Here is a 21,305-nt window from a genome sequence, read left to right on the forward strand (position 1 = left end):
GCGCCTAAATTGCAGTTTGGCTTGTTATCAATCAAATTATTTGTTGTTATGCGAGCTATCAGTGAGGCCGATAGCTATGAACCTGTTTCAGTTGCGTGCATTCGATGCCGTGGCCCGCGAGGGCAGTTTTACCCGTGCGGCGGCGCGGCTGTTCATCAGCCAGCCGGCGGTGACCGGGCATATCAAGGCGCTGGAAGAGCACTACCAGATCCCGTTGCTGCGCCGCACCGCGCGCCGGGTGGAGTTGACTGAGGAGGGCGCGCGGCTGGCGGCGATCACGCGGGCGATCTTCGGCCTGGTGGACGAAGCGCAGACGCTATTGGAGGCCAACCGGCAACTGCTCAGCGGACGCCTGGAAGTCGCGGCGGATGGCCCGCACCTGGTGATGCCGATGATTGCCAGCCTGCGCGCGCGCTACCCCGGAATTACCGTCAACCTGCGCCTGGGCAACGCTCAGGAAACCCTGGCCGCGCTGTTGTCCGAGCATGCGGATGTGGCGGTGCTCACCGAAGTGGAACCGCGCAATGGCCTGCACCTGCAAGCGTTGGCGCAGTCGCGGATCTGCGCACTGGTGCCGGCCGGCCACGCGTGGGCGACGCACATGGAGGGCATTCGCCTGGATCAACTCAACGACGTGATCATGGTGTTGCGCGAGCCCGGTTCCATCACCCGGCGCACCTTTGATGACGCCTGTGTGGCCGCGGATGTGCGGCCTAAAGTGCTGCTGGAATTGGACAGCCGCGAAGCGGTTACCGAAGCCGTCGCCGCGCAGTTGGGGGTGGGCGTGGTCTCGTCCATGGAGGTCAGCCCGGACCCACGGGTCCAGGCGGTGGCGATCCAGGGCGACGGGTTGCTCAACCGGCATATGCTCGGTTGCATGGAGCGGCGCCGCTCATTGCGTTTGATCCAGGCGTTTTTCGAGTTGGCGCCCTGATGGTTTTTGGTGGAACGATGGGTTCTTGCGCTATAAACTCTGCCCCCAAAGCGCCGGCCAGTAGACGTTTCGGCGCGATGGACAGAAGAGAGCGAGTCATGGGCGCACAGTGGAAAGTCAAACATAAAGAAGCGGCAGCCAATGCCAAGGGCAAGATTTTCGGCAAGCTGGTCAAAGAAATCACCATCGCCGCCCGAAACGGCGCCGACACCGCGACCAACGCCCACCTGCGTCTGGTGGTGGAGCAGGCCAAAAAGGCCTCGATGCCCAAGGAAACCCTGGACCGCGCCATCAAGAAGGGCGCCGGTCTGCTCGGCGAAACCGTGCAGTACCACCGCGTGACCTATGAAGGGTTCGCCCCGCACCAGGTGCCGCTGATCGTCGAGTGCGTGACCGATAACATCAACCGTACCGTGGCTGAAATCCGCGTGGCCTTCCGCAAGGGCCAATTGAGTGCGTCCGGCTCCGTGGCCTGGGACTTCAACCACGTCGGCCTGATCGAAGCCTCGCCGGACCGCCCTGACGCCGATGCCGAAATGGCCGCCATCGAAGCCGGCGCGCAGGATTTCGAAGACGGCGAAGAAGAAGGCACCACCCTGTTCATCACCGAGACCACCGACCTCGACGCCGTGCAGAAAGCACTGCCGGAGCAGGGCTTTACCGTGCTGTCGGCCAAGCTGGGCTACATCTCGAAGAACCCGGTCAGCGGCTTGACCGATGAGCAGATGGCTGAAGTCGAGGCTTTCCTGGAAGGCCTGGACAACCATGATGACGTACAGGACATGTTCGTCGGTCTGGCCGGCTGATCCATAACCGAATAAATACGGTCAAACATGTGGGAGCGGACTTGCTCCCACATTCAGTTCAGGGGTGTGGCACGGATTGCAGCAGCGCTTCGACGTCCTCGAAGCTTGGCCGCGCCAACACCTCGGGCTGACAGCAACGTGCCTGCAAGCCTTCCAACAGCTGACGCGTTGCGTCGTTCAAGCCTGTGTCGATCCGCTCCAGCAACTCCCCGAGCAACACCCCGAACGCACGCACTTCAATACGCTGCAAGGCCCGGGTCTGCAAGGTGTCTGCCGTGGCATGGAACGACGCCGCGCCAAAGTCCCCCAGCAGGCAATCCCCAACTTCATTCCACAGAATATTGTGGCCGTACAAATCGCCATGGGTGATGCCGTGCCGGTGCAAGTGCGCCGCCACCGACGCAATGCCCTGTGCCATGCGCAGCGCTACCTCGAGGCTGAAGCGGGTAGTCGGTTCATAGATATCCCGGGTGCACGAGGCCAGGCTCGGTAGGGCGGCGAGGTTGCGGTAGCTCGGGTCGATCAGGTCCATCACCAGCGCGGCCTGCGCCTCGGGGTGGCCGACCACGCGGCCCTCCACCTTGATCAAATTGGGATGCAACCCGGCGGCGATGCAGGCCTGCATTTCGTGCAGCGGCGAGCCGTCACTGGTGATGGTGCCTTTGTAGAGCTTGACTGCGACGGGTTGCGCCAAGGGTGTCCACAGCGCCTTGCGAATCACCCCGGAAGCGCCTTCGCCCAGCACCTCGGCCATTTCCAGTTCGGACCAGGGGATATTCGGCGTGGTGTCATCCGGTGCCACTTCCTCGGCCATCTCCACCGGGTTACCGGCGTAGGCCAGCCAGGTCAGGCTCGGTAACGCCAGCAGCCACGCGGGCAGATGCGTCAGGCGGTTGGAGGCGATGCGGATCAGTTCCAGGTTTGTGCACTGGGCCAGGCTTTCAGGCAGATGGGCCAGTTGGTTGCCGGCCAGCATCAGCTTTTGCAGCAGGGGCCGCTGGCCCAATTCGTCGGGCAATTGGCTGATACGGTTGTCGGTGAGGATCAGCCAGCGCAACTGCGGCGGTAGCGCGGCGGCGGGAACATGGCTGATCTGGTTGGCCTTGAAGCCGATCATGCTCAGCTTCGCGCACTGACCCAGACACACCGGCAGTTCGGTAAAGAGGTTGTCCGAACAGAACAGCACGCGCAGGTGCGGCAGGCGGTGCAGGTCGTCGGGCAGGCTGCTCAGGGCGTTACCGCTGAGGTTGAGGATTTCCAGGGAATCGGCCAGTTCGAAGATTTCCCGCGGGAATTCGGTCAGCCCACAGGACAGGTCCAGGCGCGTGATGCCGGCCAATTGGCCGGTCTTGAGTTGGGCGAGGGTATGCATGAACGGCGCGATCACTCGGCAAGAGGGCTTGAAGGGCGCTCATGATACCGACTCGGACAGGACTTGCGGGGCGCCCTGTTGCAATTGGTTCAGGCGACTGGCGGTGCGCGCCAGGTCGATAGCCTGTCCCGCCAGGCTCTCGGCCAGGGATCGTGCGCCGATCAGGATCAGGTGTTTGTCTTGGTCGTACAGCACGTCCACCAGGTTGATAAAGCGCTGCTGCACGGCAATCGGGCAATCCCCCAGCAGGGGCAGGCCGTCGATGATCCAGTGGTCGAAGTCCTGGCACAGCAGCAGGTAGTCCATCACCGCCGTCAGTTGTTCGCAGAGGTCGCCGAAGGTAAAGACGATGGTCCGTGCGTGATGGCGGCGGCCTGTCAGCTGGCGGTTACCGACCGTCAGGGACTGCGCCGGGCCCTCCGTGGCAGGCAGACCGAGGGCTGTACGCTGGGCCGCCGTGCCCGGCCACACGTATTGGCCGGTGGTAAAGCGCTGCGTGGCATGGGCCTGGGGCAGACGGCGAAAATCCTGGGGCGAACTGACTTCCAGCACCTCCATCCGCGCGGCGATCAGGTCGATGACCGGCTTGAAGCGCTCGTGATACAGCGGGTTGGGCAACAAGCCCGCGGGCGGGTAGTTGGAGGTGACCAGCACCAGCACACCGCGCTCGAACAGCGCCTTGAACAGTCGGGTGATGAGCATCGCATCCCCGATGTCGTGGACATGGAACTCGTCGAAACACAGCACCCGGCAGCCCGCCAGTTGTTCGTCGAGACTGGCGGCCAGGGCGTCGGCGTGCTCACGGTGCTTGAACAGGCTGCGGTGCAGATGGGCGAAAAAACCGTGGAAATGCACGCGTTTTTTCTCGGTGATCGGCAGCGCCTGAAAAAAACCGTCCAGCAGCCAGCTTTTGCCGCGCCCCACCGGGCCGTGCAGATACAGGCTGCGCGTGGGCTGGCCGGCGAGCAGGCGTTGGCATTCGCGCGACATCGCCGCAATCGCCAGGGCCTGGCCGGCGCTGAGGGTGTAGCCCTGTTGTCGGGCCTTGTTCTGAAAGAATGTCTGGATGGAAACGTCGTTGTAGCGGTCGGTTTTTTTACCGAGCAAACGACGGATCAGCGGTAGCACGGCCAATGGGAATCACTCTGTGGTGCGGTGGTCGCTCACTTTAGGCGGCGTACCGCCGTTTGACCAATAGGAAAGTGCGCCGCCAGCCATCTCGAAACGGCATGTCGCTGCCGAGTGTGGGCGTCTAGAACTTCAGCATCGGCGGGGCGGGCTGATCCGTCGGACTGACCACCGCATAGTTGTAGCCGGCGCCGGACCAATACTGGGCCTGCAGCCCATCGGCGCTGCGGCTGCCACGGGGCAGGAAACCGTTGTCCGGTCCCGGCGGACGGATGTAGAAACTGATGCGCCGACCTTGCGGGTCTTCATACAGCACCATGGCCGCAGCGCCTTGGTCGGTGGTGAGCAGGCGCCCGCTCACCGGGGTGAATCCTGCCGCGCTCAAGTCAGGCAGACGATGGGCGTGGCTGAAGTAACGATCGAGCCAGGCTTGCATCGTGTCGCCGCCCTGGGTGTTGTAGTCGGCGGGCATGATGCCGTCCTGGGCAAACAGGCGGAACGCTTGCATCGCATCGGCCATGGGCAGCAGGGGCGGCTCGGTGGCTTCGCGGGCATGCCAGCCGCCAAGGCCGCCAAGGCTGATGGCCACCAGCAGCAGCGCCGCCGTGGCGAAGTGGCGGCGCGACTGCTGCTTGATACGTTGACGAATCAGCGCTGGGTCCAGGTCCGGGTTGGCCGGCTGTTGCAGCGCACCGGCCAACGACGCGCGCAGCGCTTGCGCGTCCTGTTGCCAGGCGTGGACCTGGGCGGCGACATCGGGGTGGGCCGCCAAGTAGGTGTCAAGCACGTGCCGGTCGCTCTCCGGCAACTGGTGATCGACGTAGGCATGCAAATCGCGTTCGCTGGGGGCAGGCTGATCATTTGAGTATCCGCAGGGAAGGGCTGGCGATTTCGCCATCGCTGAGTTGACGCAGGGCCTGGCGTGCCCGAGACAGGCGCGACATGACGGTACCGATCGGCACGTCAAGGATCTCGGCGACCTCCTTGTAGCTCAAGCCCTCGACCGAGACCCACAGCAACAGGGCGCGTTGTTCGCTACCCAGTTGATCGAAGGCTTGCAGGGTCGACTGGGCGATCACTGTACGTTCCACCGACGGCTGCGCGTCATCACGGCCGGTGAAAAACTCCAACATGCGCCCATAGCGTCGGCTGCGGCGATGAGCGTCGAGAAACTGCCGGTACAGGATCGAGAACAGCCACGCGCGCAGATCGCCCTCGCTGCGTTTGTCGGCCCAGCGGCTGATCGCCCGTTCCAGGGTCGACTGCACCAGATCGTCGGCGCTGCTGACGTTACGGGTCAGGGACACGGCGAAGCGCCGCAGCCTGGGGATGAGTTCACGTAACGGTTCATCGAGTTCATGCATGGGAGTGGGAGTCTAGCCGGTTGTGATGAGGTAGACGCTGGCCGTTGTAGGTTATTCCACCTTCAGCAGAAAGAAATCTTACGCAGCACAAGTGGGAAAGCTCTGCATAGCTTGTGAGTCTGTAATCCCGGGTCCCGTCCTCTATCCACCCCCTTACCTGCCGGCACTGAGTTGGCAGTGAAACAATGAGGGTGTGTCCATGACGTTTTCACCAACCGATAAACCGTGTTTTTCCCGCCGTGCGCTCACTCACTTGCCGGATGCGCAACAGGTGCTTTTCGAACAGTGGGGATGTGGCCCGTCGGCCCGGCCGGGTTTCAGCAGCGTGCACCAGGCAGTCGAAATGCATGCGGCGCGGGCGCCCGAGGCGACGGCGGCGGTGGCTGCGGGTCAACGCATCAGCTATGGGCAACTCAACCGCCAGGCCAACCGCTTGGCCGCGCGGTTGATCGAGCAGGGGGTGGCACGCGGCGACACGGTGGCACTGTTCGTCGAGCGCTCGATCCCCATGCTGGTGGGGTTGCTCGCGGTGTTGAAGATTGGCGCGGCGTATGTGCCCCAGGACGCACGGATCGTGCCGCCGCTGCAACTGGCGATGGTCCTCGAAACCTTGACCGCCCCGGTGATATTGACCCTGTCGAACCTGCAAGCGTGTGTGCCCGAAGCGCAAGCGCAGCGGTGCCTGTGTCTCGATGCGTTTCTGGCCGAGGAGCCTTGGGTGGCCGAGGACAACGATCGGGTGTCGACCGCAGTCGACCCGGACGACCTGTGTTTTGTGTTGTTCACCTCGGGCACCACTGGGCGGCCCAATGGCGTGCGTGTCAGCCATCGCAACCTGTGCAACATTTTACTGACCGAGCCTGGGCGGATGGGCATGGCGCCGGGGCGCAACGTGGGGCAGATCCTCAATATCGGATTCGACATGGCCGCCTGGGAAATACTCGGCTGCCTGGCCCATGGCGCCACCCTGATAATTCGCGGCAAGGACATTGCACACACCGCCGCACAGTGTGACGTATTGATTGCCACGCCTTCGATCCTCGCCACCCTCGATCCGCAACGCTGCCCCGATCTCAAGGTGGTCGCGGTGGCCGGTGAGCCTTGTCCTCAAGGGCTGGCCGACCGCTGGGCCGCGCACTGTGACTTCTACAACGGTTGCGGTCCGACCGAAACCACCATCGTCAATACCTTGCACCGGCATGTGCCCGGCACGCCGTTGAGCATTGGCCGGCCGACACCCAATAACACCGTGTATGTGCTCGACGCGCAGGGCCGCGCCTGTGAGCTGGGCGAAACCGGTGAAATGTGGGCAGGCGGTGCCGGTGTGACCGCAGGCTACCTGGGCAACGCCGAACTGACTGCGCAGCGCTACCGGCCGGACCCTTTTCTGGGGGCCGGGGCCGTGATGTTTCGCACGCGGGACCTGGGGCGCTGGACCCGTGACGGGCAGCTCGAACCCCTGGGACGTGTCGATGATCAGGTCAAGATTCGGGGCTTTCGCGTGGAACTGGACGCCGTATCTGTCGCGCTGGAGGCCGGCGACGGATGCGCGCGCGCGGTGGCGCTGAAACTCGACGAGCGCACTCTGGTCGCGTTCGTAACCCCCGCCAGCGCCGATATCGATGCTTGTCGGCATCAGTGCGAGCAGCGCCTGGCCTATTACTGCATGCCTCGGGCGATCTACGCCCTGGATCAACTCCCCCTGACCGCCAGGGGCAAGGTGGATAAAGCGCAGTTACTGCACTGGGCACGGCAACGACAGGACGTGAAGGAGATCGGCGATGTTTGAGGCCTTGACCCGCACGCCGATCCCGCCGAAGTCGACCCTGTGGCGCAGGGTGTCGGCGCTGCCCCTGTTTTCCTATTACCACCGGCTTTTCGCCTTGGTCATGGCCTGCAATGCAGCGGTTCTGTGGCTGGGGCCGGGCATACAGGCCATGGGCCTGGAACGTCTCTCGAGCCTGGTGCTGATCAACCTGTCGCTGGCGACATTGATCCGCCAGCAATACCTGATCAATGCGCTGTTCTGGTTGGCTACCCGCGTGCCGGTGGGCTGGCCGCTGGCGATCCGGCGCCGGGTGGCGAAGGTCTATCACTTCGGCGGTTTGCACAGCGGCGCTGCCCTGGCGGCCACCGGCTGGTTCGTCGCCATGGTCTGGGTACAGGTGCTGATGCACGTGCGTGAGCCTGGCAGTGTTTCGTCCCTGCGGCTGTGGCTCAGTGGCGGCTTGATGGCCTTGCTGCTGTCGATGGTGATCATGGCGTTGCCGTGGGTACGAGGCCGTTTTCACAATGGTTTCGAACGCGTTCACCGGTTCGCCGGCTGGAGCGTATTGCTGGTGTTCTGGGGGATGACGTTGCTGGCGCCCGCCGAAGGTTCGGCGAACCCGTTGTACAGCGGCACGTTTTGGATGCTGGTGGTGCTGAGCCTGAGCGTCGCCTTGCCATGGCTGCGCCTGCGTAAAGTGCCGATCGCTACGGTGCGGCCGTCCGGGCATGCGGTCATCGTGCGATTCACCCACACCACGCCCTTTACCGGTTCTTCCACCGCCATCAGCCGGAGCCCGCTGCTGGAGTGGCATTCATTCGCCAATATTCCTGCGCCGGGCCAACCGGGGTTTCGCCTGATCATTTCCCGGGCCGGGGATTGGACGGGGCAGTTCATCGAGCAGTTGCCATCCCATGTGTGGGTCAAAGGGATCACCACGGCTGGGGTCGCGAATGTGGAAACGCTGTTCAAGTCGGTGCTGTACATCGCCACCGGCAGCGGTATCGGCCCGGTATTGCCGCACTTGCTGGCCGGCAACGTGCCGCTGCATCTGATCTGGTCGACCCGCAGTCCGCGACAAACCTACGGTGACGCGTTGGTGGAGGAGATCCTGCAGGCCCAGCCGCAGGCGCTGATCTGGGACACCGATGCGCGTGGCAAGCCTGATCTTGTGCAACTGGCCTGTGGCGCCGTCCAGGCATTCGGGGTGGAGGCGGTGATCTGCATTGCCAACCAGGGTTTGACCCGGCGTGTGGTGCAAGAGTTGGAAGCCCGGGGAATCCCTGCCTATGGCGCGATCTGGGATTCGTGAAACGGCGTTGTGGGTCAAACAAATCAATCTGTGGAGGTGTCTATGAATCTCGTTATCGAGCGTCACGATCGGGTGGTGCTGGTGCGGCTCAATCGGCCGCAAGTCAAGAATGCGCTGAGTTCGGCATTGATGCGGGAACTGCTTTCGTGCCTGGAGGCACTGGACCAGGATCCCCAGGTCGGCTGCTTTGTCGTCACCGGTACGGCCGATTATTTCGCCGCAGGGGCCGACATCAAGGAAATGAGCGGCAAGTCCTATCTGGACATGTTGAACGAAGACTATTTTGTCGGCTGGGAGGCCTTTACCCGTCTGCGCACCCCGACCATTGCCGCCGTCGCTGGGTATGCGTTCGGCGGAGGTTGTGAACTGGCGCTGATGTGCGACATGATTTTTGCGGCCGATACCGCCACGTTCGCTCAACCGGAAATCAAGCTGGGCGTGATGCCGGGCATGGGCGCGACCCAGCGTTTGACCGGGCTGATCGGCAAGGCCAAGGCCATGGACCTGGTGCTGACCGGTCGACCGATGACGGCTCGCGAGGCCGAGCAGGCAGGCTTGGTATCCCGTGTCTATCCAGCAGCGACATTGTTAGCCCAGGCGCTGGAGGTGGCGGCGCAGATCGCCGGGTTCTCCCGAACGGCGACGCGGGCAGCGCGGGAGGCCGTGGCGCAGTCCCTGGAGCTGGGCTTGCATGAGGGCGTACGCCTGGAACGTCGGCTGTTTCATGGCTTGTTTGCCACCCCGGACCAGCATGAAGGCATGCAGGCCTTTTTGAGCAAGCGGCACGCATCCTTCAACCAGTCGTAAGGCGACGGGAACCCCCGGCAATTCATCTGCCATGAAAAAACTACAGTGAATGGGGAATAAACCTACATGGGATTCGTCCCATAGCACTTTCCCTTGCGGCCACGTGCCCTGGAGCTATTCATGGTAGATCATTCATCGCCGCCCAAACCGCCCCTCAGCACCGCCAGCCGGGTCATCAGGCTGGCGTGTATTGCCGGGGTGGTGGCGGTCATGGCCGGGGCATTCGCCTACGTCAACGGCACCCTCGACCCACAGCGCCTGCGTCCGAAAACCCTGGTCAATGCCCTGGAAACCAACAACGGCGTGCACCCGGGGTTCCGGCGTAACCACGCCAAGGGCGTATGCGTCGCCGGGTATTTCGAGAGCAGCCCTGAGGCGCGGGCCTACTCCAGCGCCCAGGTGTTCAGCGAAGCCAGGACCCCGGTGGTCGGCCGTTTCGCTTTGCCCAGCGGCAACCCCTATGCGCCGGACAGCAGCGTGCCGATCCGTAGTTTCGCCGTGCAGTTCAACCAGGCCAACGGCCAGCAATGGCGCACCGGGATGAACAGCATGCCAGTGTTCCCGGTGGGCACGCCCGAGGCGTTCTACCAGATGCTCAAGGCCGGCGCACCGGACCCGGCCACCGGCAAGCCCAACCCCGGGAACATGCCGGCGTTTTTTGCTGCCCATCCCGAGACTGCGGCGTTTCTGGCGTGGGTCAAGACCGCCAAGCCTTCGGCCAGCTATGCCACCGAAACCTATAACGGCATCAATGCCTTTTACCTGGTGGGTGCCGATGGCAAGCGTCAGGCGGTGCGCTGGGGTGTCGTCCCGCAGAGCCAGGACGCGCCGGATGCTGTTGCGCCAGCCGGCAATGATTTTCTCGAAAAAGACCTGGTGCAGCGCCTGGCGTCAGGACCGTTGCGTTGGCAGTTGAACATGACCCTGGCCAACCCCGGCGACCCACTGGATGACGCGAGCAAGACTTGGACCGGCGAGCACAAGGTGCTGAACGCCGGCACCCTGGTCCTGCAAAGCAGCCAGCCCCAGGCGGATGGCGATTGCCGCGACATCAACTTCGACCCGCTGGTGTTACCGAGCGGTATCGAAGCCTCCAATGACCCGCTGCTGGCCGCGCGTTCGGCAGCTTACGCCAGTTCCTACCTGCGTCGTGCCGGTGAAGTCAGCCCGTTGCACAGCGCGCCCCAGGAGTCGAAGCAATGAATGCCCAACCCCGGTTTTTCGCGCCCCTGGCGCGCCTGTTGCACTGGCTGATGGCGCTGATGGTCATCGCCATGCTGTTTATCGGCGCGGGTCTCGCGGCGTCCGTTTCCGAGCGGCATGAATGGTTGATCCACCTGCACAAGCCGTTGGGGATTGCGATCCTGGCGCTGGTGATCGTGCGGCTGGCGGTGCGTTTCTCCACGCGCCAACCGCCGTTGCCCAGCGATCTGCCGCTGTGGCAGGTGTTGGCGGCCAAGGCGTCCCACCTGCTGCTGTATGCCTTGATGCTGGTGCTGCCGCTGTTGGGTTGGGCAATGATTTCGGCGGCGGGCGACCCGGTGATGCTCAGCAGTTCCCTGCGGTTGCCCGCGCTGGTGACGGCCAATGCGCCGCTGTTCGCCGTACTGCGCAAGGCCCATGGATTTTTGGCTTATGTGCTGTTCCTGACGGTACTGGTGCACTTGGCGGCAGCGTTGTTCCATGGGTTGATTCGGCGTGACGGCGTACTGCAAAGCATGACCGGCACCAAGGACTGACGCCTAGCGCAAGGACGTGACGATGTCCGCCACCGTACTCAACACATCCTTGCCCAACTGCATCGAGCGTTTACCTGACCAGCCGGTTTGTGGGTTGGGGGCGTCGTCGTTGTCCTTGAATGGCATTTCCAGGGTCAGGGACAGGCAGTCGTACTTTTCGCCCACGGCGTTGCAGGCCAGGGTCATGTTGGCTTCGCCCGGCAGGTCGCGGGTGTAGCCATGGACGGTCTGGAAGTCGCGGGTCAGTGCGCTCAGGTGGCTGCGAAAGCGTTTCTCCAGCCCTTCGATGCGCGGGGTGTAGCCGGGGTTGCCTTCGCAGCCGGCGGTGAAGACGTAGGGGATTTCCTCGTCGCCGTGGATATCGAGGAACAGGTCCACGCCGTATTTTTCCATTTGCTGCTGCACGAACAGCACTTCAGGGCTGTTCTCTTCGCTAGCGCTCTGCCAGGCACGGTTGAGGTCCTGGCCCTTGGCGTTGGTGCGCAGGTGGCCGTGGAAGGCACCATCCGGGTTCATGTTGGGCACCAGGTACAGGTCGGCGACCGCCAACAGTTTTTTCAGTTCGGCGTCGCCGTCCTGTTGCAGGCGTTCGATGACGCCTTCCATGAACCACTCGGCCATGTGTTCGCCGGGGTGCTGCTGGGCGATGATCCACACGTTGAGGCGATCTTCACCGCCTTTGCCGCGGCGCAGCAGTTGGATATCACGACCTTCGACACTCTTTCCGGTGGCCAGCAACTGGGTGTCGGTGCGGTTCAACGCTCGCTCGATCAGCCAGTCGTGGCGTTCGCGGCTGTAGGGTTCGAAATAGGCGAACCAGGCGTGCTTCTCGCGGGTTTCGAGGCTGATATGCAAAATCTCGCCGTCAAACCGCGTGGGGACGCGAAACCAATGGACATGGTCGTAGGATGCCACGGCGTTGTAGCCGCTCCATGCATGCTTATAGGAAGACTTGCCGGCGTTGCTCAGGCGAAAGGTGTGGGTGTGGCCCACATGCATGCCTTCGGCCTTGAAGTGGAACCATTGGAAATGGGGGCTGTGAGTGTCGGGGTTGATCGCCAGCAATAACTGGTAGGCATCGCTGGCGTCGAGTACCTGGATATTGCCACTGTCGAAGTCGGTGCTGATCCTGATGGAGGTCAAAGCCACTGTCATAGTCTGGGTGCCTGATTATGATTGTTGTGGCGGCTATATTACACAGGAGCCCGGTAAAGACTGGATGCAAAATTGTTGCAGGGAGGAGGGGGGCGTCGTCCATGACGCTGTCGCAGCTTAGGTTCTGTGAGATTGATTCTCAAGCGCTATTTTGCAATGAGTTGGGCTGGAGCGTTCGGCTGGCTTTCTTTGGGAGATGGTCTTTTGCTACCATTCGCGCCATCGAGCGACACACAGTCTTCATTAGCCTGAAGCCAAGCCAGGGAAACTGGCAAAAAAAAGACCCGGCCAAAGAGCCGGGTCAAAAACCGTGATTAGCCTGATGAGGAGATATTCCAAGAGTCCGACCTAAGGTCCCTTGGTCTATCGACTGATCTCGCGATCAGTTGCCTCCAATAGTAATCATTATCATTTGCAAGTCAAATGTTTTTATCCGTGGGATAGAAATATTTTTGCTTCGCTCCCGCTATACGTTTGCCTGGGCCTGCGGCGCTTGCAACGATCGCTCCACCATCGCCTTCGCCATATCGATCAGATACACCACTGAAAACGCCAGGTCCCGGTGGTTGCCCTGGTGGCTGCTCGCCGACTCATAGGCCGTGGCCGCCGCGCTGCGCAGCAGGTCCGAAGCGTGCACCAGGGCTTCCTCCTGGCTGATGCCCGGCTTGATGGTGAACAGGGCGCCGTCCGCAGCTGGCACCGACATATTTTCTTTCAAGTAAAAGTCCAGTGCGCGCTGTGCGGCACCGCTGCTGCGCAGGTCTTGCAGATCATCGGATTGTGGGGGTTCAGGCAGGAGGCGAGGGCTCGTGGTCATAAGGGGCGGTACTCTCAAGTGGGGGCTGAAAACCTTATGCCTGATAATAGTACGTATCGTATTTATGTCGTTTTATGGATTACTACAAACTGTTTATTGCCCTGGAAAATACCTGACGTATCGTCATGCCCCATGGATAAGTGGATAGCGTTGGTGAAGGCCAACATGGAAGACCGCAAGGTCACGCAGGGAGAGCTGGCTGAACGCTTGGGCATGTCCCAGGGCGGAGTCGGCCATTGGCTGAACAAGCGCCGTGTGCCGAGCCTGGCGGATATGACGCGGGTGCTCGAAGCCCTGGGGCTTGGGTACCTGGAAGTTGCGTTGGAGATTCGCGAAAAGACCGACGAGAACCTGACTGCACATGCCCGCTACAACCCCTCTTTCCGTTACCCGGTCAGCGACTGGAAAGGCCTGTGCGAAGTGCGTGAAGAACGCGCGACCTACGGCGCGGCCCGCTTCGAATCGACCGATTACCACGCCCACGGCGAGGCGTTCTGGCTCCCGGTAACGGGCGATGCGATGACCGCCCCCAGCGGCTTGAGTATCAGCGCCGGGATGATGATCCTGGTCGATCCGGCCATCACGGCCGAGCCTGGCAGACTGGTGGTCGCCCAATGGGCCGGTCACCCCCAGGCCACCTTCCGTCAGTTACTCGAAGAGAGCGGCCAGCACTACCTGGTGCCGCTCAACCCTACCTATCCGAAGCGGCTGTACACCGACGATTGCCGCATCCTGGGCGTCGTCGTGCAGGCCACGGTGAAGTTTTAACCCGCTGCTTCGAGCTCCACCAGCGCGCAACCTTCGGCAACCATTTCGCCTTCCTGGCAGAACAGCGCCTTGATCATCCCGGCCTGGGGCGCCCGGATGCTGTGTTCCATCTTCATCGCTTCGAGCACCACCAACTGCGTGCCAGCCTCGACGGCCTGGCCCACCTCCACCAGTATCCGCACGATGCTGCCGTTCATCGGCGCGCTGAGCCCACCCTGATGGGAGTGGTTGGCTTCGACCGCCGCAATCGGATCGAACAGGCTCACGCCGTGCATCTCGCCGTCCCAGCGCAGGAACACGGTGCCTTCGCTGCGTACCGCCAGAAGCGCGCGACGCACACCCTGGCGTTCGATCAGCAACTGCTCGCCCCGCAACTGCGCGGCATTGTCCGCCAGCGTCATCCGCCGATCCTGGCCGTTGCAGCTCAAATGCAGCGAGATTTCGGCCGGTAATCCAGCGCGAAAACCTCGTGTATCCGCCCAAGGCCCATCGCCCGCCGGCAAGCTCTGTATGAAGGCCGAACCCGCCGCCTGCCAGAACTCATCACTCAACGGCCCCGCCTGGGGCAACAGTTCGTCCTGATAGCGTGGAATAAACCCGGTATCCAGTTCAGCCGCCGCGAACGCCGGATGCCCGATAATGCGCCGCAGAAAGCCCAGGTTGGTCTTGAGCCCGCCGACGGCAAACTCATCGAGCATGCTCAACAACCGCAGGCGCGCCTGTTCGCGGTCCTCGCCCCAGGCAATCAGCTTGCCGAGCATCGGGTCGTAGAACGGCGAGACGCTGTCGCCTTGTTCGACCCCGCTGTCCACCCGGCGCCCAGGGCCCGGGGCCGATTCGCGGTACAGCGTCAGGTGCCCGGTCGCCGGGAGGAAATCGTTCGATGGGTCTTCGGCATACAAGCGCACTTCGATCGCATGCCCGATCAGCGGCACTTGCGCCTGAGTGATCGGCAGCGCCTCGCCCTGAGCCACGCGAATCTGCCAGGCCACCAGATCGAGGCCGGTAATCGCCTCGGTGACCGGATGTTCGACCTGCAGTCGCGTGTTCATCTCCATAAAGAAAAATTCGCCACGCGCATCCAGCAAAAACTCCACGGTGCCCGCACCCACGTAACCGATGGCCTGGGCCGCGCGCACTGCCGCTTCGCCCATCGCGCGGCGTTGCTCAACGCTCAACCCCGGTGCCGGTGCTTCTTCCACGACTTTCTGGTGACGACGCTGGATCGAGCAATCACGTTCGTTGAGGTACAGGCAATGCCCATGCTGATCGGCAAACACCTGGATCTCCACATGACGCGGTTTGAGCAGGTATTTCTCCACCAGCATCTGCCCATTGCCGAACGAGGACAGCGCCTCACGCTGGGCCGACGCCAGGGCTTCGGCCAATTGGCTGACGTCTTCGACCACCTTCATGCCCTTGCCGCCCCCGCCGGCCGTGGCCTTGAGCAGCACCGGATAGCCGATGCGCGCGCAGGCGTCGCGAAAGGTGTCCAGGTCCTGGGCTCTGCCGTGATAACCCGGCACCAGCGGTACGCCGGCGGTTTCCATCAGCGCCTTGGCTGCCGATTTGCTGCCCATGGCATCGATGGCGGAGGCGGGCGGGCCGAGGAAGATCAAGCCCGCGGCCTCGATTGCACGGGCAAATTCGGCGTTTTCCGACAGGAACCCGTAGCCCGGATGAATCGCCTGGGCGCCGCTGGCGTGGGCGGCGGCGATCAGTTTGTCGATTTGCAGGTAGCTGTCGGCGGCTTTGCTGCCGCCCAGGTCGACACGGATATCCGCCTCGCGGCAGTGGCGTGCATCACGGTCGATGGCGCTGTGGACCGCCACGGTGCTCAGGCCCATGGCCTTGGCGGTGCGCATCACCCGGCAGGCGATTTCGCCCCGGTTGGCCACCAGTACGCGGGTCAATGTGCTCATGGGCGCGGTTCCTGTGGCTGCCAGCTGGGTGGACGTTTTTGCAAAAAGGCGCGCAAGCCTTCCTGGCCTTCGGCGCTGACGCGGATGCGCGCGATGGCATTTTCGCAATAGCGACGCAGGGCCGGGGTGAGTGCGCCGTTGCCGACTTCACGCAGCAGGTCCTTGCTGGCGCGCATCGCCGCCGGGCTGTTGTGCAGCAGGTTGGCGATCCAGTGTTCGACCTGGCGGTCGAGTTCGTCAATCGGATAGCTTTCCGCGAGCAGGCCGATTTCCCGCGCGCGCTGGCCGTCAAAGCGTTCGGCGGTCAAGGCATAGCGCCGCGCCGCCCGTTCGCCGATGGCCTGTACCACAAAGGGGCTGATCACCGCCGGCGCCAGGCCGATGCGCACTTCCGAGAGGCAGAACTGCGCATCATCGGCACCGATGGCCATGTCGCAGCAACTGATCAGGCCCAGCGCGCCGCCATAGGCCGCGCCTTGCACCACCGCCAGCGTGGGGATTTTCAGCTTGGCCAGGTTGTACATCAGCTCCGCCAGTTCGCGGGCGTCGTCCAGGTTGGTGGAGTAATCCAGCTCGGCCGATTGCTGCATCCACGCCAGATCGGCACCGGCGCTGAAGTGCTTACCGCGCCCGCGCAGCACCAGGAAGCGCAGGGACGCATCCGCCTGGACCTGGTCGAGGGCGATGATCAGTTCGCGGATCATTTGCGCATTGAACGCGTTGTTCTTGGCTTCGCGACTGAGCCACAGCGTGGCGAAACCACGGCTGTCGGTGATCAGTTCGAGGGTGTTGAAATCGCTCATGGGGGACAGCTCCATTTACATGCGGAACACGCCGAAGCGGCTCGGCTCGATGGGCGCGTTCAGCGCGGCAGACAGTGCCAGGGCCAGTACGTCGCGGGTCTGCAACGGGTCGATGACGCCGTCATCCCACAGGCGCGCACTGGAATAGTAGGGATGGCCCTGGGTTTCATACTGGTCGAGGATCGGCTGCTTGATCGCGGCTTCTTCCTCGGCGCTGAAGGCGACCCCCGCGCGTTCGGCCTGTTCGCGCTTGACCTGCACCAACACACCGGCCGCCTGTTCGGCGCCCATCACGCCGATGCGTGCGTTGGGCCACATCCACAAGAAACGCGGGTCATAGGCGCGCCCGCACATGCCGTAGTTACCGGCGCCGAAGCTGCCGCCGATGATCACGGTGAATTTCGGCACCTTGGCGCAGGCCACGGCGGTGACCAGTTTGGCGCCATGCTTGGCGATGCCGCCGGCTTCGTATTTCTGGCCGACCATAAAGCCGGTGATGTTCTGCAGGAACAACAGCGGAATCCCGCGCTGGCAGGCCAGTTCGATAAAGTGCGCGCCTTTTTGCGCGGCTTCGGCGAACAGAATGCCGTTGTTGGCCAGGATCGCGATCGGGTAGCCGTGCAAGTGCGCAAAGCCGCACACCAGAGTCGTGCCGAACAGCGCCTTGAATTCATCGAACACCGAGCCATCCACCAGCCGCGCGATCACTTCGCGTACATCGAAGGGCTGTTTGGCATCGGCCGGGATCACACCGTAGAGTTCTTCGCCGCTGTACAGCGGCGCCACCGACGGGCGTTGCCGCAGCTCGCCCTGTTTGCGCCAGTTGAGGTTGGCCACACTGCGGCGGGCCAGGGCCAGGGCGTGTTCGTCGCTGTCGGCATAGTGGTCGGCTACCCCGGAAATCCTGCAGTGCACATCGGCGCCGCCGAGGTCTTCGGCGCTGACCACTTCACCGGTGGCGGCCTTTACCAGCGGCGGGCCGGCGAGAAAGATGGTGGCCTGCTGGCGCACCATGATCGCTTCGTCGGCCATGGCCGGCACATAGGCGCCGCCGGCGGTGCACGAGCCCATCACCACGGCGATCTGCGGGATGCCCTGGGCGCTCATGTTGGCCTGGTTGAAGAAGATCCGTCCGAAGTGCTCGCGGTCCGGGAACACTTCATCCTGACGCGGCAGGTTGGCGCCGCCGGAGTCCACCAGGTAGATGCATGGCAGGCGGTTCTGCTCGGCGATGGTCTGGGCGCGCAGGTGCTTTTTCACGGTGAGCGGGTAGTAGGAGCCGCCTTTCACCGTGGCGTCGTTGGCGACGATCATGCATTCGACGCCTTCCACGCGGCCGATCCCGGCGATCAACCCCGCCGCGGGTACCTCTTCGCCGTAGACCTGATGGGCGGCCAACTGGCTGAGTTCAAGGAACGGCGAGCCGGGATCGAGCAGGCGATTGATGCGCTCGCGCGGCAGCAGTTTGCCCCGCGAGGTGTGCCGCTCCTGAGCCTTGGCGCCGCCGCCTTGCTGCACTTGGGCAAGCAGGGTGTGCAGGGCATCGACCTGTTGGCGCATCGCCGCGCTGTTGGCGGCGAATTCCGCCGAACGCGGGTTGAGTTGGGTGTGCAGGGTGGCCATGGCGCGCTCCTTCAGCGGGTTTCGTTGAAGAGTTCGCGACCGATCAGCATCCGGCGGATCTCACTGGTGCCGGCGCCGATTTCATACAGCTTGGCGTCACGCAGCAGGCGTCCGGCGGGGAATTCGTTGATATAGCCATTGCCGCCCAGGATCTGGATCGCGTCGAGGGCCATTTGTGTGGCGCGTTCGGCGCTGTAGAGGATCACCCCGGCTGCGTCCTTGCGCGTGGTCTCGCCGCGCTCGCAGGCCTGGGCCACGGCGTAGAGGTAGGCGCGGCTGGCGTTGAGTTGGGTGTACATGTCGGCGACCTTGCCCTGGATCAGCTGGAATTCGCCGATGCTCTGGCCGAACTGCTTGCGGTCGTGGATGTACGGCACGATCAGGTCCATGCACGCCTGCATGATCCCGGTGGGGCCGCCGGACAGGACGACGCGTTCGTAGTCCAGGCCGCTCATCAACACCTTCACGCCGCCGTTGAGCACGCCGAGGATGTTGTCTTCGGGCACTTCCACGTCATCGAAAAACAGCTCGCAGGTGTTGGAGCCGCGCATGCCGAGCTTGTCGAATTTGTTGCTGCGGCTGAAGCCTTTCCAATCGCGCTCGACGATAAAGGCCGTGATGCCGTGGGCGCCTTTTTCCAGGTCGGTCTTGGCGTAGATCACGTAGGTGCTGGCGTCGGGACCGTTGGTGATCCAGGTCTTGCTGCCGTTGAGCACATAGCGGTCGCCGCGTTTGTCGGCGCGCAGTTTCATCGAGACCACGTCGGAGCCGGCATTCGGTTCGCTCATGGCCAGGGCGCCGATGTGTTCGCCGCTGATCAGTTTCGGCAGGTACTTGAGTTTCTGGGCGTGGGTGCCATTGCGGTTGATCTGGTTCACGCACAGGTTGGAGTGGGCGCCGTAGGACAACGCCACCGACGCCGAGCCGCGGCTGATCTCTTCCATGGCCACCACATGGGCCAGGTAGCCCAGGCCGGCGCCGCCGTATTCCTCGGCAACGGTAATGCCCAGCAGGCCCATGTCACCGAACTTTCGCCACAGGTCTTCGGGGAACAGATTGTCGCGGTCGATCTGTGCGGCGCGGGGGGCGATCTCCTTGGTCACGAAGGACTGCACCTGATCGCGCAACATGTCGATGGTCTCGCCGAGGGCGAAGTTCAGGGACGGGTAACTCATGGCAGGCACCTTAATGTGAGCATTGTTGTTGTGCGGATTGGGCGCCAGGGGAGGGCGCTCACCTTTACGTTAACGTAAGCTTGCGTTGCGGCGCTGTCAATCGTAGTTTACGTTTACGTCAACCTACAAAAAAGACAACAGGGGTCGTTATGGATCAACCGAATCCGAGCTACAGCCGTGGCTCCCAGGACAAGACCTTGCTGGCCATGACCATTGGCCAGGCCTTCGACCGCACCGTTGCGCAGTATCCAGACGGCGATGCCCTGGTGGTGCGCCATCAACGGCTGCGCTACACCTGGCGGCAATTGGCCGAGACCGTTGATCTGCACGCCCGCGCATTCCTGGCCCTGGGCATGCAAACCGGTGACCGCCTGGGTATCTGGGCTCCCAACTGTGCCGAGTGGCTGATCTGCCAGATGGCCAGCGCCAAGCTCGGGGTGATCCTGGTCAATATCAATCCGGCCTATCGCAGCAGTGAATTGGCCTACGTGCTCGAGCAATCGGGCTGCCAGTGGCTGGTGTGCGCCGGCGCGTTCAAGACCTCCGATTACCACGGGATGCTGCGAGCGCTGAACCCCGACTTGCGCGGCCTCATCAGCCTCGATCCCAGCCCGCCGCCGGGGTTCATGCCCTGGTCGCAGTTGGCGGCCCTTGGCGCCGGTATCCCGCCCGAGCAACTGCACAACCGCCAGGCCAGCCTGCACGTCGATCAAGCCGTGAATATCCAGTACACCTCCGGCACCACCGGCTTTCCCAAGGGCGCGACCCTCAGTCACCACAACATCCTCAATAACGGTTACATGGTCGGCGAAAGCCTGGGCCTGACCGCGCAGGATCGCCTGGTGGTCCCGGTGCCGCTGTACCACTGTTTCGGCATGGTGATGGGCAACCTGGGCTGCATCACCCATGGCACCACCCTGATCTACCCGAATGACGGCTTCGACCCATTGCTGACCCTCACCGCCGTCGCCGAAGAGCGCGCCACCGGCCTGTACGGCGTGCCCACCATGTTCATCGCCCTGCTCGATCACCCGCGCCGCAGTGAGTTCGACCTGAGCAGCCTGCGCACCGGGATCATGGCCGGCGCCACGTGCCCCATCGAAGTGATGCGCCGGGTCATCGGCGAGCTGCACATGGGCGAGGTGCAGATCGCCTATGGCATGACCGAAACCAGCCCCGTGTCCCTGCAAACCGGCGCGGATGATGATCTCGAACGTCGCGTGACCACGGTCGGGCGTACCCAGCCGCAACTGGAAAACAAGCTCATCGACATCGATGGCAACACCGTGGCGCGCGGTGAGGTCGGCGAACTGTGCACCCGCGGCTACAGCGTGATGCTCGGCTATTGGAACAACCCCGAGGGCACCCGCGACGCCGTCGATGAAGCCGGCTGGATGCACACCGGCGACCTGGCCACCATGGATGAGCACGGCTATGTGTGCATCGTCGGGCGCAACAAGGACATGATCATTCGCGGTGGCGAGAACCTGTACCCGCGGGAACTCGAAGAATTCTTCTTCACCCACCCGGCGGTGGCGGACGTGCAGATCATTGGCATTCCCGATCCGCGTTACGGCGAAGAGATCGTCGCCTGGATCAAGTTGCACCCCGGCCATGGGGCCACGGCACTGGAGCTGCAAAGCTGGTGCAAAGGCCGGATCGCGCACTTCAAGACTCCCCGGTATTTCAAGTTCGTCGATGAGTTCCCAATGACCGTGACCGGCAAGATCCAGAAATTTCGCATGCGCGAGATCAGTCTCCAGGAGCTGCGGCGCGATGGCTGAAGCGTCATGCATGTCTACCGCTTGACGC

19 protein-coding genes and 1 pseudogene are annotated in these 21,305 nt (G+C 63.0%); 10 read left to right on the forward strand and 10 right to left on the reverse strand.

Features of this window, described 5'->3' with window-relative positions; all coding sequences use genetic code 11:
• Window positions 1-76: 76 nt before the first annotated feature.
• Both BLR63_RS04590 and BLR63_RS04595 read left to right on the forward strand, forming a co-directional pair.
• Window positions 77-934: a LysR substrate-binding domain-containing protein gene (locus BLR63_RS04590; protein ID WP_010564919.1), complete on the forward strand. Its 858-nt coding sequence runs from the start codon at window positions 77-79 to the stop codon at window positions 932-934.
• A gap of 98 nt (window positions 935-1,032) precedes the next feature.
• Window positions 1,033-1,740 carry a YebC/PmpR family DNA-binding transcriptional regulator gene (locus BLR63_RS04595; RefSeq protein WP_010564920.1) on the forward strand — a complete coding sequence of 236 codons (708 nt, stop codon included), beginning with the start codon at window positions 1,033-1,035 and terminating at the stop codon, window positions 1,738-1,740.
• A 58-nt stretch (window positions 1,741-1,798) separates the two neighbouring features.
• On the opposite strand, the gene BLR63_RS04600 is transcribed toward BLR63_RS04595, so the two are convergent.
• From BLR63_RS04600 to BLR63_RS04615, 4 genes and pseudogenes are all read right to left on the reverse strand, one after another.
• Entirely contained in the window at window positions 1,799-3,112 is a 1,314-nt protein-coding gene (locus tag BLR63_RS04600; protein WP_010564921.1) for a protein kinase, read from the reverse strand.
• Between the two features lie 39 nt (window positions 3,113-3,151).
• On the reverse strand, window positions 3,152-4,246 hold the full coding sequence (gene zapE, locus BLR63_RS04605) for a cell division protein ZapE (protein WP_010564922.1): 1,095 nt from the start codon (window positions 4,244-4,246) through the stop codon (window positions 3,152-3,154).
• A 118-nt stretch (window positions 4,247-4,364) separates the two neighbouring features.
• Window positions 4,365-5,101: pseudogene (locus BLR63_RS04610) on the reverse strand (anti-sigma factor family protein).
• Window positions 5,098-5,604 (reverse strand): sigma-70 family RNA polymerase sigma factor, encoded by a 507-nt coding sequence (locus BLR63_RS04615; protein WP_010564924.1) that lies wholly within the window; start codon window positions 5,602-5,604, stop codon window positions 5,098-5,100. The pseudogene BLR63_RS04610 and the gene BLR63_RS04615 overlap by 4 nt, the downstream one beginning before the upstream one ends.
• Window positions 5,605-5,803: 199 nt before the next feature.
• Between BLR63_RS04615 and BLR63_RS04620 the strand changes: the two genes are divergently transcribed.
• The 5 genes from BLR63_RS04620 (at window position 5,804) to BLR63_RS04640 (ending at window position 11,230) form a co-directional block, all read left to right on the forward strand.
• On the forward strand, window positions 5,804-7,393 hold the full coding sequence (locus tag BLR63_RS04620; RefSeq protein ID WP_010564925.1) for an amino acid adenylation domain-containing protein: 1,590 nt from the start codon (window positions 5,804-5,806) through the stop codon (window positions 7,391-7,393).
• Window positions 7,386-8,684 (forward strand): ferredoxin reductase domain-containing protein, encoded by a 1,299-nt coding sequence (locus BLR63_RS04625; RefSeq protein WP_010564926.1) that lies wholly within the window; start codon window positions 7,386-7,388, stop codon window positions 8,682-8,684. The genes BLR63_RS04620 and BLR63_RS04625 overlap by 8 nt, the downstream gene beginning before the upstream one ends.
• Window positions 8,685-8,726: 42 nt before the next feature.
• Entirely contained in the window at window positions 8,727-9,491 is a 765-nt protein-coding gene (locus BLR63_RS04630; protein WP_010564927.1) for an enoyl-CoA hydratase-related protein, read from the forward strand.
• A gap of 120 nt (window positions 9,492-9,611) precedes the next feature.
• Window positions 9,612-10,694, forward strand: coding sequence for a catalase family peroxidase (locus BLR63_RS04635; RefSeq protein ID WP_010564928.1), 1,083 nt, complete (start codon window positions 9,612-9,614; stop codon window positions 10,692-10,694).
• Window positions 10,691-11,230, forward strand: a complete 540-nt coding sequence (locus BLR63_RS04640; protein WP_010564929.1) for a cytochrome b — start codon at window positions 10,691-10,693, stop codon at window positions 11,228-11,230. The genes BLR63_RS04635 and BLR63_RS04640 overlap by 4 nt, the downstream gene beginning before the upstream one ends.
• A 3-nt stretch (window positions 11,231-11,233) precedes the next feature.
• Here BLR63_RS04640 and BLR63_RS04645 read toward each other — a convergent pair whose 3' ends face one another.
• On the reverse strand, window positions 11,234-12,385 hold the full coding sequence (locus BLR63_RS04645; protein ID WP_010564930.1) for a M14 family metallopeptidase: 1,152 nt from the start codon (window positions 12,383-12,385) through the stop codon (window positions 11,234-11,236).
• Between the two features lie 101 nt (window positions 12,386-12,486).
• Between BLR63_RS04645 and BLR63_RS04650 the strand changes: the two genes are divergently transcribed.
• On the forward strand, window positions 12,487-12,699 hold the full coding sequence (locus tag BLR63_RS04650) for a hypothetical protein (RefSeq protein ID WP_010564931.1): 213 nt from the start codon (window positions 12,487-12,489) through the stop codon (window positions 12,697-12,699).
• A gap of 152 nt (window positions 12,700-12,851) precedes the next feature.
• Here the strand turns inward: BLR63_RS04650 and BLR63_RS04655 are convergent, their stop codons facing one another.
• Window positions 12,852-13,202 (reverse strand): DUF6124 family protein, encoded by a 351-nt coding sequence (locus BLR63_RS04655; RefSeq protein WP_010564932.1) that lies wholly within the window; start codon window positions 13,200-13,202, stop codon window positions 12,852-12,854.
• Between the two features lie 132 nt (window positions 13,203-13,334).
• Here BLR63_RS04655 and BLR63_RS04660 point away from each other — a divergent pair, with 132 nt between their 5' ends.
• Entirely contained in the window at window positions 13,335-13,970 is a 636-nt protein-coding gene (locus tag BLR63_RS04660) for a LexA family protein (RefSeq protein WP_042946806.1), read from the forward strand.
• Here BLR63_RS04660 and BLR63_RS04665 read toward each other — a convergent pair.
• From BLR63_RS04665 to BLR63_RS04680, 4 genes are read right to left on the reverse strand one after another with little or no spacing between them, the layout of a single operon-like run.
• Complete coding sequence (locus BLR63_RS04665) at window positions 13,967-15,892, reverse strand: acetyl/propionyl/methylcrotonyl-CoA carboxylase subunit alpha (protein ID WP_010564934.1); 1,926 nt, start codon at window positions 15,890-15,892, stop codon at window positions 13,967-13,969. The two genes, BLR63_RS04660 and BLR63_RS04665, sit on opposite strands and share 4 nt — an antisense overlap.
• Window positions 15,889-16,695: a gamma-carboxygeranoyl-CoA hydratase gene (locus tag BLR63_RS04670; RefSeq protein WP_010564935.1), complete on the reverse strand. Its 807-nt coding sequence runs from the start codon at window positions 16,693-16,695 to the stop codon at window positions 15,889-15,891. Before BLR63_RS04670 ends, BLR63_RS04665 begins: the two co-directional genes overlap by 4 nt.
• Before the next feature lie 15 nt (window positions 16,696-16,710).
• Window positions 16,711-18,318: a carboxyl transferase domain-containing protein gene (locus tag BLR63_RS04675; RefSeq protein ID WP_010564936.1), complete on the reverse strand. Its 1,608-nt coding sequence runs from the start codon at window positions 18,316-18,318 to the stop codon at window positions 16,711-16,713.
• An 11-nt stretch (window positions 18,319-18,329) separates the two neighbouring features.
• Window positions 18,330-19,493 (reverse strand): isovaleryl-CoA dehydrogenase, encoded by a 1,164-nt coding sequence (locus BLR63_RS04680; protein ID WP_010564937.1) that lies wholly within the window; start codon window positions 19,491-19,493, stop codon window positions 18,330-18,332.
• Window positions 19,494-19,642: 149 nt separating this feature from the next.
• On the opposite strand from BLR63_RS04680, the gene BLR63_RS04685 reads away from it, so the two are divergent.
• A complete protein-coding gene (locus BLR63_RS04685) occupies window positions 19,643-21,277 on the forward strand; it encodes an AMP-binding protein (protein WP_010564938.1) in 1,635 nt (544 codons plus the stop codon).
• Window positions 21,278-21,305: the final 28 nt, after the last annotated feature.

This window comes from Pseudomonas extremaustralis (genome assembly GCF_900102035.1).
Taxonomy (GTDB): Bacteria; Pseudomonadota; Gammaproteobacteria; order Pseudomonadales; family Pseudomonadaceae; genus Aquipseudomonas; species Aquipseudomonas extremaustralis.

Coding starts and splice junctions, on each gene's coding strand:
- BLR63_RS04595 (WP_010564920.1), top strand. CDS start 1,033: ATGGGCGCACAGTGGAAAGTCAAACATAAAGAAGCGGCAGCCAATGCC.
- BLR63_RS04640 (WP_010564929.1), top strand. CDS start 10,691: ATGAATGCCCAACCCCGGTTTTTCGCGCCCCTGGCGCGCCTGTTGCAC.
- BLR63_RS04590 (WP_010564919.1), top strand. CDS start 77: ATGAACCTGTTTCAGTTGCGTGCATTCGATGCCGTGGCCCGCGAGGGC.
- BLR63_RS04650 (WP_010564931.1), top strand. CDS start 12,487: ATGACGCTGTCGCAGCTTAGGTTCTGTGAGATTGATTCTCAAGCGCTA.
- BLR63_RS04670 (WP_010564935.1), bottom strand. CDS start 16,695: ATGAGCGATTTCAACACCCTCGAACTGATCACCGACAGCCGTGGTTTC.
- BLR63_RS04685 (WP_010564938.1), top strand. CDS start 19,643: ATGGATCAACCGAATCCGAGCTACAGCCGTGGCTCCCAGGACAAGACC.
- BLR63_RS04620 (WP_010564925.1), top strand. CDS start 5,804: ATGACGTTTTCACCAACCGATAAACCGTGTTTTTCCCGCCGTGCGCTC.
- BLR63_RS04630 (WP_010564927.1), top strand. CDS start 8,727: ATGAATCTCGTTATCGAGCGTCACGATCGGGTGGTGCTGGTGCGGCTC.
- BLR63_RS04635 (WP_010564928.1), top strand. CDS start 9,612: ATGGTAGATCATTCATCGCCGCCCAAACCGCCCCTCAGCACCGCCAGC.
- BLR63_RS04665 (WP_010564934.1), bottom strand. CDS start 15,892: ATGAGCACATTGACCCGCGTACTGGTGGCCAACCGGGGCGAAATCGCC.
- BLR63_RS04675 (WP_010564936.1), bottom strand. CDS start 18,318: ATGGCCACCCTGCACACCCAACTCAACCCGCGTTCGGCGGAATTCGCC.
- BLR63_RS04615 (WP_010564924.1), bottom strand. CDS start 5,604: ATGCATGAACTCGATGAACCGTTACGTGAACTCATCCCCAGGCTGCGG.
- BLR63_RS04600 (WP_010564921.1), bottom strand. CDS start 3,112: ATGCATACCCTCGCCCAACTCAAGACCGGCCAATTGGCCGGCATCACG.
- BLR63_RS04655 (WP_010564932.1), bottom strand. CDS start 13,202: ATGACCACGAGCCCTCGCCTCCTGCCTGAACCCCCACAATCCGATGAT.
- BLR63_RS04660 (WP_042946806.1), top strand. CDS start 13,335: ATGGATAAGTGGATAGCGTTGGTGAAGGCCAACATGGAAGACCGCAAG.
- BLR63_RS04645 (WP_010564930.1), bottom strand. CDS start 12,385: ATGACAGTGGCTTTGACCTCCATCAGGATCAGCACCGACTTCGACAGT.
- BLR63_RS04625 (WP_010564926.1), top strand. CDS start 7,386: ATGTTTGAGGCCTTGACCCGCACGCCGATCCCGCCGAAGTCGACCCTG.
- BLR63_RS04680 (WP_010564937.1), bottom strand. CDS start 19,493: ATGAGTTACCCGTCCCTGAACTTCGCCCTCGGCGAGACCATCGACATG.